Origin of the sequence: Sorangium sp. So ce296 (assembly GCF_051529605.1) — a bacterium.
Taxonomy (GTDB): Bacteria; Myxococcota_A; Polyangia; order Polyangiales; family Polyangiaceae; genus Sorangium; species Sorangium cellulosum_D.
This window is the reverse complement of the sequence record NZ_CP150325.1, coordinates 1,291,741-1,307,668: the sequence shown is the minus strand read 5'-3', so window position 1 is coordinate 1,307,668 and position 15,928 is coordinate 1,291,741. Positions and strand designations below refer to the sequence as shown.

General features: G+C 70.1%; 10 protein-coding genes. 4 read left to right on the top strand and 6 right to left on the bottom strand.

The features are described 5' to 3' along the window. Positions 1-33: 33 nt before the first annotated feature. A complete protein-coding gene (locus WME98_RS04845) occupies positions 34-1,203 on the bottom strand; it encodes a zinc-dependent alcohol dehydrogenase (RefSeq protein ID WP_061626229.1) in 1,170 nt (389 codons plus the stop codon). A gap of 2 nt (positions 1,204-1,205) precedes the next feature. Continuing rightward, a complete protein-coding gene (locus WME98_RS04840; RefSeq protein ID WP_437950201.1) occupies positions 1,206-1,952 on the bottom strand; it encodes a hypothetical protein in 747 nt (248 codons plus the stop codon). Between the two features lie 338 nt (positions 1,953-2,290). Between WME98_RS04840 and WME98_RS04835 the strand changes: the two genes are divergently transcribed. From WME98_RS04835 to WME98_RS04820, 4 genes are all read left to right on the top strand, one after another. Beyond that, entirely contained in the window at positions 2,291-3,157 is an 867-nt protein-coding gene (locus WME98_RS04835; RefSeq protein ID WP_437950200.1) for a hypothetical protein, read from the top strand. Between the two features lie 183 nt (positions 3,158-3,340). Then, positions 3,341-4,864: a sugar ABC transporter ATP-binding protein gene (locus tag WME98_RS04830; protein ID WP_437950199.1), complete on the top strand. Its 1,524-nt coding sequence runs from the start codon at positions 3,341-3,343 to the stop codon at positions 4,862-4,864. Next, on the top strand, positions 4,861-5,961 hold the full coding sequence (locus tag WME98_RS04825) for a sugar ABC transporter permease (protein WP_437950198.1): 1,101 nt from the start codon (positions 4,861-4,863) through the stop codon (positions 5,959-5,961). Before WME98_RS04830 ends, WME98_RS04825 begins: the two co-directional genes overlap by 4 nt. A 201-nt stretch (positions 5,962-6,162) precedes the next feature. Beyond that, on the top strand, positions 6,163-8,337 hold the full coding sequence (locus WME98_RS04820; protein ID WP_437950197.1) for a catalase: 2,175 nt from the start codon (positions 6,163-6,165) through the stop codon (positions 8,335-8,337). A gap of 204 nt (positions 8,338-8,541) precedes the next feature. Here the strand turns inward: WME98_RS04820 and abc-f are convergent, their stop codons facing one another. From abc-f to WME98_RS04800, 4 genes are all read right to left on the bottom strand, one after another. Beyond that, complete coding sequence (abc-f, locus tag WME98_RS04815; RefSeq protein ID WP_437950196.1) at positions 8,542-10,467, bottom strand: ribosomal protection-like ABC-F family protein; 1,926 nt, start codon at positions 10,465-10,467, stop codon at positions 8,542-8,544. A 274-nt stretch (positions 10,468-10,741) separates the two neighbouring features. Beyond that, positions 10,742-14,014, bottom strand: coding sequence for a CARDB domain-containing protein (locus tag WME98_RS04810; protein WP_437950195.1), 3,273 nt, complete (start codon positions 14,012-14,014; stop codon positions 10,742-10,744). A 337-nt stretch (positions 14,015-14,351) separates the two neighbouring features. Then, positions 14,352-15,215, bottom strand: coding sequence for a DUF5131 family protein (locus tag WME98_RS04805; RefSeq protein ID WP_437950194.1), 864 nt, complete (start codon positions 15,213-15,215; stop codon positions 14,352-14,354). Positions 15,216-15,527: 312 nt separating this feature from the next. Further along, the gene (locus WME98_RS04800; protein WP_437950192.1) at positions 15,528-15,773 is read right to left on the bottom strand and encodes a type II toxin-antitoxin system prevent-host-death family antitoxin; all 246 of its coding nucleotides are present in this window, start codon (positions 15,771-15,773) and stop codon (positions 15,528-15,530) included. Positions 15,774-15,928 lie beyond the last annotated feature (155 nt).

Sequence of the window (15,928 nt, the reverse complement as noted above, 5' to 3'; positions counted from 1 at the left end):
CCTTGCGGTCTCTCCTCTTGCTGCATGCGGGCGTCAGGGCGCGAACACCGCGCGCATGCACCCCTCCGCGCGCTCCTCGAACAGCCGGTATCCGCGCGGCCCGTCCTCCAGGCACATCCGGTGCGTCACGAGGTACGACGGATCGAGGTCTCCGCGCTGGATGAGATCCAGCATCCTCGGGATGTACCGCTGTCCGTGCTGCTGTCCCGTCCTGACGATCAGGGCCTTGTTCATGAGCGCCCCGAGCGGGATCTTGTCGGCGAACCCGGAATAGACGCCCATGATCGACACCGTACCGCCCTTGCGGCAGGCCAGCATCGCCTCGCGCAGCACGAGCGGGCGGTCGTTCTGCAGCCGGAACGTCTGCTTCACCCGGTCATACGCGTACTGCAGGCCCACGCCGTCGGCCTCCATGCCCACCGCGTCGATGCAGGCGTCGGGGCCGCGCCCGCCCGTCATCTCGCGGAGCGCCTCCTGCACGTCGACCTCGGCGTAGCTCAGCACCTCGGCGCCCCCGTGCGCCTTCGCCATCGCCAGGCGCTCCGGGACCCGGTCGATCGCGATGACGCGCTCGGCGCCGAGGAGATACGCGCTCTTGATCGCCATCTGACCGACCCCGCCGCACCCCCACACGGCCACGACGTGGCCCGGCCGGATGTCGCAGAGCTCGGCCCCCATGTAGCCGGTCGTGAGCGCGTCGGACGCGAACAGGGCGCTCTCGTCCCGCACCCCGTCGGGCACCTTGAACGCGCCGTGATCCGCGAACGGCACGCGCACGTACTCGGCGTGGCTCCCCGCGAACCCCCCGAAGGCGTGCGAGTAGCCGAAGATCGCCGCCGTCGTGTCCCCGAGGATCCTGTCCGCCACCACGTGGTGAGGGTTCGAGTTCTCGCAGAGCGACCACAGCTCGCTCTGGCAATACGCGCACTGCCCGCACCCGATGATGGACGACACAACGACCCGATCGCCCCGCCGCACCCGCTTCACCTCCGCGCCGGTCTCCACGACCTCGCCGAGGAACTCGTGCCCGAGGATGTCGCCCTCCTTCATCGTCGGGACGTACCCGTGGAGCAGGTGCAGGTCCGAGCCGCAGACCGACGACAGCGAGACGCGGACGATGGCGTCGTGCGGGCTCAGGATCCTCGGCTCCGGCACCGACGCGACCGCGACGTCATTCACCCCGTTCCAGCAGATCGCTCGCATGATCATGTCCTTTCACGGCCCGTCCGGCCGGACGGCTGCCCCACCGTCGTCGGGATCTCGCCGACCTCGATCCACTGCCTCAGCCGCCGCAGATCGCCCCTCAGACGCCGCCTCGGCTCCTCCGCGAGCAGCCTGCCGGCCGCCCGCGCGAGCCACCCCCTCGGCCGCGCGCCGGGCAGGACCGCCCGGATCTCCGTGCCCCGCTCTCCCGGCGCGTCGGCGAGCGACACGATCCCCGTCCTCACGCGCTCCCGGCCTCCCATGCCGGCCGCCCAGATCGTCGAGGTCGCCTCGGCCACGCCCATCTCCACGCGCGCGATCCGCTGCAGGTACCGCCGCACGCCCTCCGCGTCGCGCAGCGCGCCCAGCACCGCCGCGCGCGCCCTGCTCACCGTGACGCTGCTCGCGATCCGCGGCGCGGCGACCCCGAGCGCCCGCAGCACCGGCGCCGCCGCCACGACCCCGAGGGCCGGCCGATCCTCGGACAGGCCGGAGATCCGCTCGTAGGCGCGGTAGGCCGCCGTCTCCACGCGGCTCCAGAGCCGCCTCGCGATTCCGCTCCTCCCCGGCAGCGGCGCGCACGGCTCGCGCTGCCCTGCGGCGAACCCCTGCTCTCGGGGCGCGGGCCTCTCCTGCGCTTCCTGCGCTGCCGGCGGCGCGATCTCGACCGCGCTCGGCTCCCGGCCCGCGCTCTGTTCCGCCCGCTGCGCGCTCTGTTCCGCCCGCTGCGCGGCGGCGCGCGCTCGCAAGACAGCCTTCTTTTTTGCCATCTTTCCCCCCTCGAGCCTCGTCCAGAGAGCCCGCGGAGGCGCGTTGCAAGCAGGCGGCCACTTGCGATGATCCAGCCGCTCACGTCTCAACGGTGCTCCGAACGCGCCACCGCCGTTGCGAGCGGCCCGAGTCAAGAGCTCCGGGCGAGCGGCCCCATCCCGGCGGGCGCGAGGAAGATGGATTGCAGCGTGGAAAGAAGAAGGTTGCGAAGCCTGAAATTCCGGGTGATACTCGGCGCGCCCGGACGGCGCTTATTCACATGTTGTCCGGACTTAAGGTACGTCCTGATTAGCCTAAGGTAGACTACGGAGACGCTATGAAGAATCGAATTTTCCTGCGTAGCTTGAACTTGGCGTTGTGTGGTCTTGCGGTCGCGGCGTTCGCGGCGTGCGGCGACGACGGGGGCGATGGCTCGGGCGGCGCCGGCGGCGGCACCAGCACCACCACCTCTTCGGGCAGCGGGAGCCCGTCGGCCACGAGCACGGGGAGCACGGAGCCCTCCACCTCCTCGACCACCACGGCGGCCTCGACCACCTCCGCGACGACCGGCGCGGGCGGCGGTCCTCAGACCCTCGAGATGATCGATGACATGGAGGACGACGACAACGCCATCGAGGCCGCGGGGGGCCGGCTCGGTTACTGGTACACCTTCAATGACAAGACCGAGGGGGCCACGCAGAACCCTCCGCCCGATCCGACGGGGACCGGCGAGACGCCTTTCACGATGACGGCGCTCGAGCCGGCGCGCGGGCAGAGCAAGTTCGCGGCGCGGTCGTGGGGCGAGGGCTTCACGGGCTGGGGCATCGGGTTCGGCTTCGATCTGAAGAGCGAGGACGGGGACAAGACGCCCTATGACGCCTCGGCGTACACCGGAATCACGTTCTGGGCCAAGGTCGGCCCGGGCGCCAGCACGACCGCGAGCATCCTGATCACGGACCCGGGCACGGATACAGTCGGCGGCGTCTGCACGGACGAGTGCGACGCGTGGCAAAAGTCGCTCGCCGGCATCTCCGAGGAGTGGCAGCAGTTCACCATTCCCTTCGCGGACCTGAAGCAGGGCGGCTGGGGCACGCCGGCGGGCACCACCCAGATCGACGCGACCAAGCTCTACTCGATCCAGTTCCAGGTCGGCATGGCGGAGTCGTTCGACCTCTACATCGACGACCTCGCCTTCTATAACTGAGCGCCCTCGCGCCGGCCTCGCCCCGGGTGCCCTCGCGCCCGGGGTCCTTCATTGAGTCTGCGCCTTTCGCGCTTCCAGGCCGCCCGGGCGGCGCTGCTCCGGCGCGCGCTGGCAAAATAAGTGCTTGCATCGCCGGCGCGTCCCGGGTAAACGTGGCCGCGCTTCTGCACCTGCGCCAGGACAATGCCCCTCCTCGAGCTCGCATCGATAACGAAGCAGTTCCCCGGCGTGAAAGCCCTCGACGGCGTGTCGTTCGACCTCGAGGAAGGCGAGATTCACGCCCTCTGCGGCGAGAACGGCGCGGGCAAGAGCACCCTCATCAAGATCCTGTGCGGCTACTATCCGGCCGGCACCTACGGCGGAGAGATCCGCTTGAACGGCCGCGTCGTCGAGTTCAGCGGCATGCGCAGCGCCGAGGAGCACCGGATCGCGCTCATCGCGCAGGAGCTCGCGCTCGTCCCCGAGCTCACCGTGGCCGAGAACCTGGTGCTCGGGCGCGAGCCGGTCCGCGGGGGGCTCATCGACTGGGACGCGGTGCGGGCCGACGCGCGGCAGGCGCTCGCGCGCGTGGGGCTCGAGGTCGACCCCGAGCGCCCGATCAAGGACCTTGGCATCGGCCAGCAGCAGATGGTCGAGATCGCGAAGTCGCTGCTCAAGGACGCGAAGATCCTCGTCCTCGACGAGCCCACGGCGGCGCTCACCGACTCCGGCGTGAGGACGCTGCTCGGCCTGCTCCGCGACCTGCGCGCCCGCGGCGTCTCCTGCATCTACATCAGCCACCGTCTCGAGGAGGTCTTCGAGATCGCCGACCGCATCACCGTCCTCCGGGACGGCAAGTCGATCACGACGCAGCCGCGGGCCGCGCTCACGCCCGACAAGGTCATCTCGTACATGGTCGGGCGCGAGGTGACGAACCTCTACCCCTGCCCGCCGCCGCCGGAGGGCCCGGTCGCGCTCTCGGTCGATCGCTGGTCGGTCGAGGACGCGGGGCACCCCGGGCGGTTCGTGCTGCGCGACGTGAGCTTCGAGGTGCGCGCCGGCGAGGTGCTCGGCATCGGCGGCCTCATGGGCGCCGGGCGCACCGCGCTCGTCTCGACGATCTTCGGCGCGGCCCAGAGCCGCGTCACCGGCACGATCTCGGTCCGCGGGGGGCCCGTGTCGCCGCCGTTCAAGTCGCCCGCCGAGGCCATCGAGGCGGGCATCGCGCTCGTCAGCGAGGATCGCAAGCGCTACGGCCTCGTGCTCGAGTCGACCCTCCTCGACAACATCACGCTCGCGACCCTGCGGCGGTTCGTGAAGGGGCTCTTCCTCGATCACGCCGAGCGGGAGGCCACGGCGGTCGAGCAGATGAGGGCGCTCCGGACCAAGGCGCCGGGGCCGCTCGCGCTCGCGAACCAGCTCTCGGGCGGCAACCAGCAGAAGATCGTGATCGGCAAATGGCTCATGGCGGGGCCGCGCGTGCTCCTGCTCGACGAGCCGACCCGCGGCATCGACGTCGGGGCGAAGGCCGAGATCTATCAGCTCATCCACAAGCTCGCTTCGGACGGCCTCGCCGTGGTGCTTATCTCCTCCGATCTGCCGGAGCTGCTCGGCATGAGCCACCGCGTGCTGGTCCTCTCCCAGGGCAGGGCCACCGCCTGCCTCGACCGGAACGACGCCACCGCCGAGCGCGTGATGCTTGCAGCAACGAGGAAGGTGACGGAATGAGCGAGGCGAAGCTTCGCGTACGCATCCCCTGGCGTGCCCTCTCGATGGTGGGCTCGCTCATCGCGATCTGGATCGCCTTTTCGATCACCACCGACGGGACGTTCGTGACGCCCCGCAACCTGACGCTGCTCGCGCGGCAGATGTCGGTGACCTCGATCCTGGCCATCGGCATGGTGATGGTCATCGTCGCGGGGCAGATCGATCTCTCGGTGGGCGCGATGGCCGGCCTGCTCGGCGCGGCGTCGGCGATGATCTACGTGAACCTCGGCTGGCCCCTGCCGGCCGCCTTCTTCCTGCCGCTCGCCCTCGGGGCGCTGCTCGGCTTCGTGCAAGGCTCGCTCGTGGCGCGGCTGCGCATTCCCCCCTTCATCGTCACGCTGGGCGGGATGCTCATCTTCCAGGGCTCGATCCTCGGCACCACCGGCGGCGTCTCGGTGTCGCCGGCGCGCCCCTACCTGTTCGTCGGCCAGGCGTACGTGCCGCACACGCTCGGCTGGGCGGGCGCGGGCCTCCTCTGCCTCGTGCTGCTGTACAAGGCCGTGCGCGCGACCGGCACGGCGCGCTTTCCGTGGATCGGGCTCGCCGCGTTCGCCATCGCGTTCACCGCGCTGATGAACTCCTACGAGGGCATCCCGTTCCCCGTGCTGCTCGTCCTCCTGCTCGCGACCGTGTTCACGGTGCTGGCGAAGCACACCACGTTCGGGCGGCACCTCTACGCGATCGGCGGCAACCGCGAGGCGGCCTTCTACTCCGGCATCAACATCGATCGTCACCTCATCGCCGTGTTCACGCTGATGGGCGTGATGTGCGGCATCGCCGGCATCGTGCTCACCGCCCGCGTCGGCTCGGCGACCTCGGACGCCGGCCGCATGATGGAGCTCGACGCCATCGCGGCCGCCGTCATCGGGGGCACGTCGCTCCTCGGCGGGCAGGGCACGATCTGGGGCGCGCTGCTCGGCGCGCTGGTCATGGCCTCGCTCGACAACGGCATGAGCCTGATGAACACCGAGAGCTTCTGGCAGCCGATCATCAAGGGCGTCATCCTCATCCTCGCCGTCGGCATCGACATGGCGAGCCGCAAGGGCCGCGGCCACTGAGCCGCGCCGCCCCTGCGGCGCGCAGGGGCGGAGCCCACCGACGCTTCCGCCGGCGTCACCCCCCTTCCGCCCGCGACTCCACCTCTCTGCCGCCCCCCCGCGCCGGCCCGGGCGCGCCCCCCCGGTGCGACGCGCGCCCGGCTCTCGCATCCAATCGCCACCTGCGCAGGCGGGAGCCGGCGGGGAGGATGGGGAGGACGCATGGCCGAGCAAGGCGAGAAGGGCGCGGGCCCGGAGAGCAGCGCGTACAGCAAGATCGATAGCCTGGAGCCTGACCGGGAGGACCTGACGGGCACGGTGCTCTCGACCGACCAGGGCATCCGGATCGACAGCACCGACGATTCGCTCAGGGCCGGGGCCAGGGGGCCGACGCTCCTTGAGGACTTCCATCTACGCGAGAAGATTACGCATTTCGATCACGAGCGCATCCCCGAGCGCGTCGTGCACGCGCGCGGCTCCGGGGCGCACGGCTACTTCCAGGTCTACGCGTCCATGGCCGAATACACTAGGGCGGCGTTCCTGCAGGACCCGAGCGTCAGGACGCCGGTCTTCGTGCGGTTCTCCACGGTGGTCGGCTCGCGCGGGTCGGCGGACACGGTCCGCGACGTGCGCGGCTTCGCGACGAAGTTTTATACCAGGGAGGGGAACTTCGACCTCGTCGGCAACAATATCCCGGTCTTCTTCATTCAGGACGGCATCAAGTTTCCGGATGTGATCCACGCGATTAAGCCGGAGCCGGACCGGGAGATCCCGCAGGCCTCGTCCGCGCACGACACGTTCTGGGACTTCATCTCGCTCATGCCGGAGTCGACCCACATGGCCATGTGGGTGCTCTCGGATCGCGCCATCCCGCGGAGCTTCCGCATGATGGAGGGCTTCGGCGTCCACACCTTCCGCCTCGTCAACGCGCAGGGCAAATCGCGCTTCGTCAAGTTCCACTGGAAGCCGCTCCTCGGCGTGCACGCCCATGTCTGGGACGAGGCGCAGGAGCTCGCCGGCAGGGATCCGGACTACCACCGCCGCGACCTCTGGGACGCCATCGAGCGGGGGGATTACCCCGAGTATGAGCTCGGCGTGCAGATCATCGAGGAAGAGGACGAGTTCGCCTTCGACTTCGATCTGCTCGACGCGACGAAGATCGTCCCCGAGGAGCTCGTGCCGGTGCGCCGCATCGGCAAGCTGACCTTGAACCGCAACCCGGACAACTTCTTCGCCGAGACCGAGCAGGTCGCGTTCCATACGGCCAACGTCGTGCCCGGGATCGACTTCACCGACGATCCTCTGCTCCACGTCCGGAACTTCTCGTACCTCGACACGCAGCTCCTGCGGCTCGGCGGCCCGAATTTCCCGCAGATCCCCATCAACCGCCCGCTGGCCCCGGTGCACAACCAGAACCGGGACGGCTTCATGCAGCAGCGGATCAAGCAGGGCCGGGCGCACTACATCCCGAACTCGCTCGCCGGCGGCTGTCCGGTGACGGCGTCGTGGGAGACGGGCGCGTTCGTGCACTATGCCGAGCGGGTGCTCGGGCTCAAGCAGCGCGTGCGGAGCGAGAGCTTCAAGGATCACATCACCCAGCCGAGGCTCTTCTGGAACAGCCTCTCGGTGCCCGAGAAGAAGCACCTCGTCCGCGCGGCGCGCTTCGAGCTCGGCAAAGTAGCGACCCGGGAGGTGCGCGAGCGCATGGTCGCGCGGCTCGGCGAGGTCGACACCGAGCTCGGCCGGCTGGTGGCCGAGGCGATCGGCGTCGCGCCGCCCGCGGGCCAGCCCCACGTGCCTTCGAAGGGCGGCAAGGCCGCGGGCAAGCGCTCGGTGGACGCCTCGCCGGCGCTCAGCATGGAGAACACGGTGAAGGACACGGTGAAGAGCCGGCTCGTCGCCCTGCTCGTGGCCGACGGGTTCAGCGTCGCCGAGCTCGCGGCGGTGAGGGCGGCGCTCGAGGCGGCCGGCGCGCACGCGCAGGTGGTGTCGACGCGGCTCGGGTTGATCGCCGGCGACGACGGCAGCGCCGTGGAGGCGGACCGGTCGCTGCTCACGGCGAAATCCGTCATGTTCGATGCGGTCTATATCCCCGGCGGGCGCGCCAGCGTCACGGCGCTCGCGGCCCTCGGGGAGGCGGTGCATTTCGTCAACGAGGCGTTCAAGCACTGCAAGGCGATCGGGGCGACGGGCGATGCGGTCGATCTCCTCGTGGCGACGGACATCCAGGGCGTCGCGCTGGCCGACGTGCAGGCCGGGGCGCCGCTCCTGTCCGACAAGGGCGTGGTCACCTTGCGCGACCCCGCGGGCCTCGCCCCGTTCGCCCACGAGCTCCTCCGCGCCATCGCGCAGCACCGCCACTGGGACCGCGAGGACGTCGCGCAGATCCCCGCATGACGAGCGGCCCGACCAGCGGCTAAACGCACATCGGTAGGCCCCGGTGGAGGGAGGGCGCGGCGCCGCGCGGCGTGGGGGATGGGCCGATGTCTGAGCCTGAGATGATGTTCCTCCGGCTTGCCGGAGGAGCATCGTCTCAGGCGAGTTCGGCGGGGCCCCCACGCCGCGCGGCGCCGCGCCCTCCCTCCACCGGGGCCGGGGGCATCACTGGATGGCCCCCATCTCGGCGATCTCCTGCTCCAGCTGCTCCCATTCGGCCATGAGCGCGTCGATGCGCGGCCCGAGCGCCTCTTCCTCGGCCTGGAGCGCCGCGATCTCCGCCTTCCCCGTGCGCTCGAAGAACCCGTCGCTGCAATAGAGGTCGTGGATCGCCTTCTTCCGCGCCTCCGCCGCCTCGATGGCCGCGAGCACCTTGTCGCGCCGCGCGGGCAGCTCCTTCTGCCGGTTGCGCCGCCGCTTCTGCTCTTCCCACGAGCCGCCCGCCTCCGGCGCGGCGCCCGCCCTCTGGTGCTCGCGCTTCGCCTTGAGCACCACCGTGTCGGCGTCGAGGTGATCGTCGCCGCAGCCGGCCAGGTACTCCTCGTAGGTGCCGGGGAAATCGCGCGGCCCATTCGGCGTGACCTCGAGGATGCGCGTCGCCAGCTCGGACACGAAGAACCGATCGTGCGACACGAAGAGCACCGTCCCCTCGAACGCCTTGAGCCCCTCGACGAGCCCCTGGATCGCCTCGAGATCGAGGTGGTTGGTCGGCTCGTCCAGGACGAGCACGTTCGGCCGCTCGACGATGATCCGGCAGAAGATGAGCCGCGCCGCCTCGCCGCCCGAGAGCGAGCCGACGCTCTTCTCCACCTCGTCGCCCGAGAACAGCGCCTTGCCGAGCTGGCCGCGGACGTAGCTCGGCGACTCGTCGGGGCACGCCGCCCACAGGAAGGAGAGGGGCGTCATCGACCCGTCGACGAGCAGCTCGCGGTGGTCCTGCGCGAAGTACCCGACGCGCGCCTCGTGCCCCCACGACGCGCCCCCGGCGTCGGCCGCGAGGCGCCCCACGAGGATCTTGAGCAGCGTCGACTTGCCGAGCCCGTTCGGCCCGATCACCGCGACCCGCTCGCCCCGCCGCACCGACAGCGACACGTCGCGCAGCACCTGCTTGTCGCCGTACGACTTCGAGATCCCGCGCGCCTCGAGCACGTCGCGCCCGCTCGGCCTCTGGATCGCGAACCGGAACACCGGCGTGCGCCGCGACGTGTCGGCGAGCTCCTCGACCTCGATCTTCTCGATCTGCTTGAGCCGGCTCTGCGCCTGGCGCGCCTTGGTCGCCTTGGCGCCGAACCGCTCCACGAACGCGCGCTTGTCGGCGATGATCTTCTCCGCGCGCGCGATCTCGGCCTGCTTGCGCTCGCGGATCGCCTGCTTCTCGACGACGAACGCGGCGTAGTTGCCCGTGTAGAGCGTGATGGTCTCGTAGTCGACGTCGAGGATGTGCGTCGCGACGTTGTCGAGGAAGCGCTGGTCGTGCGAGATGACGACGGCGCACCCCTTGTAGCCGGCGAGGAACTTCTCGAGCCACCGGATCGACAGGATGTCGAGGTGGTTCGTGGGCTCGTCGAGCAGGAGCACGTCCGAGCCGCCGAGGAGCACCTGCGCGAGCAGCACGCGCAGCTTGAAGCCGCCCGACAGCGTCGAGAGCGGCCTCCTGTGGGCCTCCACGGGGATGCCGAGCCCCTCGAGGACGGCGCTCGAGCGCGCCTCCAGCGTGTAGCCGTCGTGGGCGCGGATGCGGTCCTCGAGGTCGGCGACCCGGCCGGCGTCGCCGCCCTCCTCCGCGAGGCGGCGCGACTCGACGAGCGCGTCCCAGACGACGCGATCACCCATCATCGCGAGATCCAGGATGATCTGGTCGTCGCTGAGGAACCGGTCCTGCCGGAGCACGCCCACGCGGGCGTCCTTCGGGAAGCTGACGCTCCCCTCGGTCGCGGGCTCGTCGCCGGCCACGATCTTGAGGAAGGTGGTCTTCCCCGAGCCGTTGGCGCCCACGAGGCCGTAGCGGGACCCCGCGTTGAGCTTGAGCGAGACGCCCTCGAAGAGGGTCCGATCACCGAAGGATTTCGCGAGGTTGGACGTTCCGAGCATGGCGGTTGGGGGCTTGGGTCGATCGATCGGCGCCGCGCGTGGCGCGCGGCGCGCGGCGCCTGGCGCGCGGCGAAAGGAGCGGCGCGCCGCGCCGCGCGCGCGGCCGGGAGCGGCGCGGCGGGGGCCCCAGGCATAGCACCGCGCCCCGGCGGAGCGGGCGGTTCGTGCGCCGCCGCGGCGCCTCAGGGGCGCGGCGCGCGCCCGGCCGCCGCGGGGGCGGCGCGGCGCGCGCCCTGCCGCAGGCGGGAGGCCCCGGCGGCAGGGCGCTGGCGGGTCAACGGATGCGCTCGCACACGACCTTGTCCGAGGCGGCGTCCTTGTTGTTCCCGTCGTTGCATTCGTCGATCGCGCCGTCCGGGTCGACGACGCCGTAGACCAGGATCGAGAGGTTCCACGGGAACTCGTCGATGGTGGCGACGAGGTTCACGCTTTGCCCCGGCGCGATCGGCCCCGGGACGACCTCCTCGTGGAGCGCCGTCCCGCCCTGACCGGGATCGCCGGCGTAGTACCGGACCCGCACGTCGCTGGCCGGCGCCGAGCCGGCGTTCCTGACGACCGTCGGGACGTCGACCTGCTGCAGCTCGCACTTCGCGTCGGTCACCCGCCCGATCTCGATCTGGAGGTCCGGCAGCGCGCCGCCCTCGTCCACGACCACGGTCTCCTCGTTGTTCTCCTCGTTGCACTCGCGCTCGGTGGCGCCCTCGTCGACGACCGCGCGCAGCCGGGTGGGCAGCGTCCCCTGCGGGTTGTTCGCGGCGCTGTAGCTCACCGTGAGGAGCAGCGAGCTGTGCGGCTCGATGCTGCTCTGGAGGACCGCCTGCAGCGGCGCGCCGGCCTCGTCGAGGAGCGCCTCGTCGACGGCCGGGGTGTCCCACTCGCCGTAGAAGTTGATGACGACGCCGGGGCCGACGCGCAGGTCGCCGAGGTTGTCGACGCGCACCGTGATCTCGACGTTGTCGGTGAGCTCGCCGCAGGCCGCGTCGGGGGACGAGATCTGGATCCCGCTGAGCGCCAGGTCCGGCGCGATCCCGTACGACCGCGGGTTCGAGCGGTAGGTGTTGTAGACGCGGCCGCTGTACGCCTTCCAGCTCTCGGGCTCCCGCGTGGGGATGCCGCCGCTCTCGAGCACGTTCGTCACGTGGTAGCTGTGCTGGTTCCAGATGCGGCGGGCCGAGACCCAGAGGTCGTTGGGATCGCCCCAGACCTCGAGGCCGTTGTTGGAATCGACGAACGCGTCGCAGGTGCCGGACTCGTTCGAGGTGGCGAACACGATCTCGGCGTTGCCGTCGTTGTCGACGTCGGCCACGACCGGGTACTCGGTCCGGGTGCGGCTCGGGGAGTGCTCCTTGAACAGGACGCTCGCGGTCACGCCGTCGTAGATGCGGAAGAAGCACTCGTCGTTGTAGATGACCTCGGCGGCGCCGTCGCCGTTGAAGTCGAACACGCTCGACCCGGTGGAGCGGCTGGAGTCGTCCTCGATGATGCGCAGCCAGCTGTTGTGGTAGCAGACGCAGGTGCCCGCCTGCGTGTTGCAGGTCGCCGCGCCGGTGGCGCTGCACTCCTCGTCGGTGGTGCACGCCTTCCCGTTCGGGGTGCGCGGGGGGTTGGCTGTGCCCGAGCCGTTGTCGTTGAGCGGGTTGGGCCACGCCGGACACTCCGCGGTCGGCTCCTGGAGGTCGATCATCACGTAGCGCCCGCCGAACGCCGTGCCGACCTCGGGGAAGCCGTCGCCGTCGAAGTCGTCCACGTTCGGCGCCCCGCCGTCGAACTGGGCGCCCTCGCCCATCACGGTCCGGCGCTTGATGGTGCCATCCTGCCCGTTGAGCACGAAGAAGTACCCGTTGTTGAACAGGATCACCTCCGGCTTCTGGTCGAGCGGGTTGTTCGGTCCGGGGGCGGCGGTCTGGTCGGCCCCGAGGATGTCGGCCACGGCGCAGAACCCGTCGCGGCGGGTGTCCGGGATCTGCGTAGCGCCGTCGCCCCTGCCGTTGACGGTCTGCCCGTCCCAGACCACGAGGAGCTGCCCGTTGCAGAACGCCGTCGCCTCGGCGTCGGCATAGGGGGGCGCGCACTCGGCCCTGCTCGTCACGCCGTCCGGCGGGCGGGGCAGCGCGTAGGCGGTGCTGCCCGCGACGATCTCCAGCCGGTGGTCGTCGTTGAGGTTCGCGACGCACGTGATGGGGCCGAGCCGGTTGGGGTTGGTCAGCTTCGTCGCGTCCCCTTGAACCCCTTTCATCAGCGTAGCGTCGCCCCTGAAGCGGTCGAGGATCGAGAGCTCGCGGGTCGTCGAGTCGTAGCGCAGCGTGAACACGTGCTGGCCGATCACGATCTCCGGGAGCCCCGCGCCGTCGATGTTGGCGATCGCCGGGGCCGGCTCGTTGTAAAGGTCCGCTTCGGCCCAGAGGTTGTTCGCGAGGACCCGGGTCTCGCCCGTGTTGCTGAAGATCTGGAGCCCGTACGACTCGGTGACCGCGACGATCTCCGGGACGCCGTCGGCGTCGAGATCGCCGACGGCGAGCTGGGCGGTCGGCAGCAGCGTCGCGTTGCTGCAGGTGTAGGGGGTGTCGATGGGGTCCCCCTCGTGCCACACCAGCCCGCCGAGCACCGCGAAGTAGTTGCGCCCCTTGTTGGGGCCGCCGCCGTGGATCGCGCGGAGGACCCCGCTATTCTGGAACACCGAATTGCAGAACGTGGTGAAGATGATCTCGGGGAAGTCGAGCTCGTTGATGAGCCCGTCGCCGTTGTCGTCGTCGAGGTTGGCGACGAGCGGCGTCATGACGTTCTGCGCCGAGGTCGGGAACGGGCTGTCGGCCGCGTTCGCGTTGGCGCGGTTCTGCCCTCCCCACTGGATCTCGATCTGCGGCAGGACGCGCTCGAACGGCACGGGGTCGAGGAGGCACGTGGGCGCGTCGCCGGTGCCGGTGCAGGAGCCGACCTCGCAGGCGGCGAAGGTGGGGCAGTCCCAGTCGTCCTCGCACGGGCAGCTCGCGCTCCCTGCGCCGCCGTCGGTGCACGTGCTCTCGAAGTAGGCCTCTCCGCCGCACGTGAAGAGCTCGCGCGTCGTGCTGCCGTTCGAGACGCAGACGAGGAGGCTCTCGCCGTCGCACGTCCGTTCGCCGGCGGTGCAGGTGTCGTCGACGCAGATCGTGCCGTTGCAGTACTGGTTGAAGGGGCACTCCAGGTCGCTCTCGCAGCCGATATCGACGCAGGTGGCGCCCCCTTCCGGGGTCATCAGGCATCGCTCGGTCGGGTCGCAGCTGAGGTCTTCGCAGGTGTTGTTGACGCAGGTGCCTTGTCCGTCCTCGACCTCGCAGTGCTGATCGGGCCGACAGCTCACGCCTTCACAGCCGCTCTCGACGCCGCCCGCGCCGCCGCTGCCGGTGGTGGTCCCGACGAACCCGGTGCCTTCGCTCGTGCTGCCGCCGCCGCCGTCGCCCCCGCCGCCCTGGCCGGGGTTGTTCACGATCTCGGGGTTGCTGCAGGCCGCTGCAGCGAACAGGAGCCAAGGAAGCGCGAGGGGAATTATCCGCCGGGGGCACGTGGGCATGAGGCGATTGTACGGGCGCGCTGTCGCCATGGAAGCGCGTTCGCGCGCGGCTTCGTGCGCCGAGTGGGAGCTCCGCCCACGGTGGGCGTGGCCCGCGGCGCGGTCCGCGGCGCAGGGGAGGGCGCCGCGCGGGCCGTGCGGGACGGGCGCGGCGGGGAGAGGACGGGCTCCGCCGGGAACGGTGCTGCCCGGGGCCGCCCGCGCCGGTCGGGCGCCGCGGAATATGACCCGCGAGGGTCGCGCGCACCCGTGTTCCAGTGTGGGCGCTCGAACGACACCGCCGCCTCGGCTGGAGCGAGGCCCGGAAGGCTCCCTTCAAGGTGAATGGATAGTCATGTCACTCCGCAGCGACATCGGGTGCGCGAGATGTGCGACGAGATAGCTTGACGAGAGGATCGTTCGACCATTTCTTTGCTTCGCGCTCCACGTCGCCGATGAGCGCCAAACGTGCCGCTCGGTCGGGGATCGTCGCGACCTGGCGCGGGGGCAGCGCATCGTACGTCCGGTCGTTGAGCGTTCTTCCGTTTTTGCTCTTCTGAACGCCTCCCCATTGTTTGAAGAAGAACGGCACGCGAGCTTCGTCGCACTGTTGCCTGATCGACTCCACCCACGATCTCAGCAGCGGTCGTGCGCCAGGTCCGCTCTCTCCACCCACGATGACCCAGTTGATGCCGGAGAGGTCAATTTCTCCGATGTCCTCGAGCAAGGGCTCGATCGAGAGAAACCGGACAGCCCCCGGTGCCGCGCGAAGATGAACGACGCGTGGCAGGCCGTAGTGCTTGTCCTCGACGCTGACTCCCCACCATATGTGTGGTAGCTGGGAGGCGAATCGCAGGGGACCCAGGAGCAGATCTCGCAGCCTCTCCGAGCGCTTCGTCAGCACTTGAAAGACGTGCCAAGGGGCTCGCTGCATCACGCGAGCGACTTCGACGATGTATTCGGTTGGTATTCCATCCTGGAATAGATCGCTCATCGAATTGACGAAGACGCTCTTCGGTGCTGACCAACGAAGAGGCTCGGCGAGCTTGTCTGGGATCAGCCGCAAATCGAAGCCGTGCTCGTAAGGATGCCCCGGTACGCTGCGGAATCGTTCGGCGAACGTCTCGGCATAGCAGTGCTTGCAGCCGGGGCTCACCTTGATGCAGCCGCGAACGGGGTTCCACGTGGCATCCGTCCATTCGATCTTCGAGTGCTCACTCATGAGTCGGGTCGCTGTGGTGGCCGATGTTGGCACATCAATGTACGCCGGTTCAGCTATGGGGACCAGGTCCCAAGGCGACCCCTCGCCCGCATCGGCGCCACTGTAGGCACCGGACGTACGCGCGCTCGGTCGCCATGCGCACGCCCCTGGTCGACGGCCGAGCGGCCCATCGAGTACGCCGAGATCTCCCAGGCGCTGCTGCGGAGATCATGAGGGTGTCGTGCGGATCCTCGACGGCCTGGCGCGCCGTCGTCGCGATGCGCTCGGGGGCGAGCTCCGCCCAGAGTCACACGAGGGTATCGAGGAGCAGCTTCAACGCTCGCCATCTCCCTCGAAGGCGCGCAGCATGTCCTCCGGCAAGGGCGCGTCGAAGTCTTCCGGGACGTCGAACAGGCCTCGGAGCGCTCCTAGCTTGCGCGCCGGCGGCGTGGGCCTGCGCGGGGCCGGCTCCTCCTCGAGGATGATCACCTCGACGTTCTTGCCTACGAGGGCCGAGAGCTCCGGGATGTGGAGCGTATCCGAGGTGACCTGGGTGTGAATGCGGATCGCGTTGGCCATGGTCGACCGGCGAGAGTCTAGCGCGGGCCAGACGTCCCGCACCGCGCGGGCCGTGCGGGACGGCCGTGGGGAGAGGGCGGGCTCTGCCGGGAGCGGTGCTGCCGGGCCGCCCGCGCCGGTCGGGCGCCGCGATCTCGTTGGTGGAAGCCGTTGCT

What these genes read in the sequence shown, in the direction of transcription:
- abc-f (WP_437950196.1), bottom strand. Translation starts at nt 10,467, where the DNA reads ATGCTCGGAACGTCCAACCTCGCGAAATCCTTCGGTGATCGGACCCTC.
- WME98_RS04845 (WP_061626229.1), bottom strand. Translation starts at nt 1,203, where the DNA reads ATGCGAGCGATCTGCTGGAACGGGGTGAATGACGTCGCGGTCGCGTCG.
- WME98_RS04830 (WP_437950199.1), top strand. Translation starts at nt 3,341, where the DNA reads ATGCCCCTCCTCGAGCTCGCATCGATAACGAAGCAGTTCCCCGGCGTG.
- WME98_RS04825 (WP_437950198.1), top strand. Translation starts at nt 4,861, where the DNA reads ATGAGCGAGGCGAAGCTTCGCGTACGCATCCCCTGGCGTGCCCTCTCG.
- WME98_RS04835 (WP_437950200.1), top strand. Translation starts at nt 2,291, where the DNA reads ATGAAGAATCGAATTTTCCTGCGTAGCTTGAACTTGGCGTTGTGTGGT.
- WME98_RS04800 (WP_437950192.1), bottom strand. Translation starts at nt 15,773, where the DNA reads ATGGCCAACGCGATCCGCATTCACACCCAGGTCACCTCGGATACGCTC.
- WME98_RS04820 (WP_437950197.1), top strand. Translation starts at nt 6,163, where the DNA reads ATGGCCGAGCAAGGCGAGAAGGGCGCGGGCCCGGAGAGCAGCGCGTAC.
- WME98_RS04810 (WP_437950195.1), bottom strand. Translation starts at nt 14,014, where the DNA reads ATGCCCACGTGCCCCCGGCGGATAATTCCCCTCGCGCTTCCTTGGCTC.
- WME98_RS04805 (WP_437950194.1), bottom strand. Translation starts at nt 15,215, where the DNA reads ATGAGTGAGCACTCGAAGATCGAATGGACGGATGCCACGTGGAACCCC.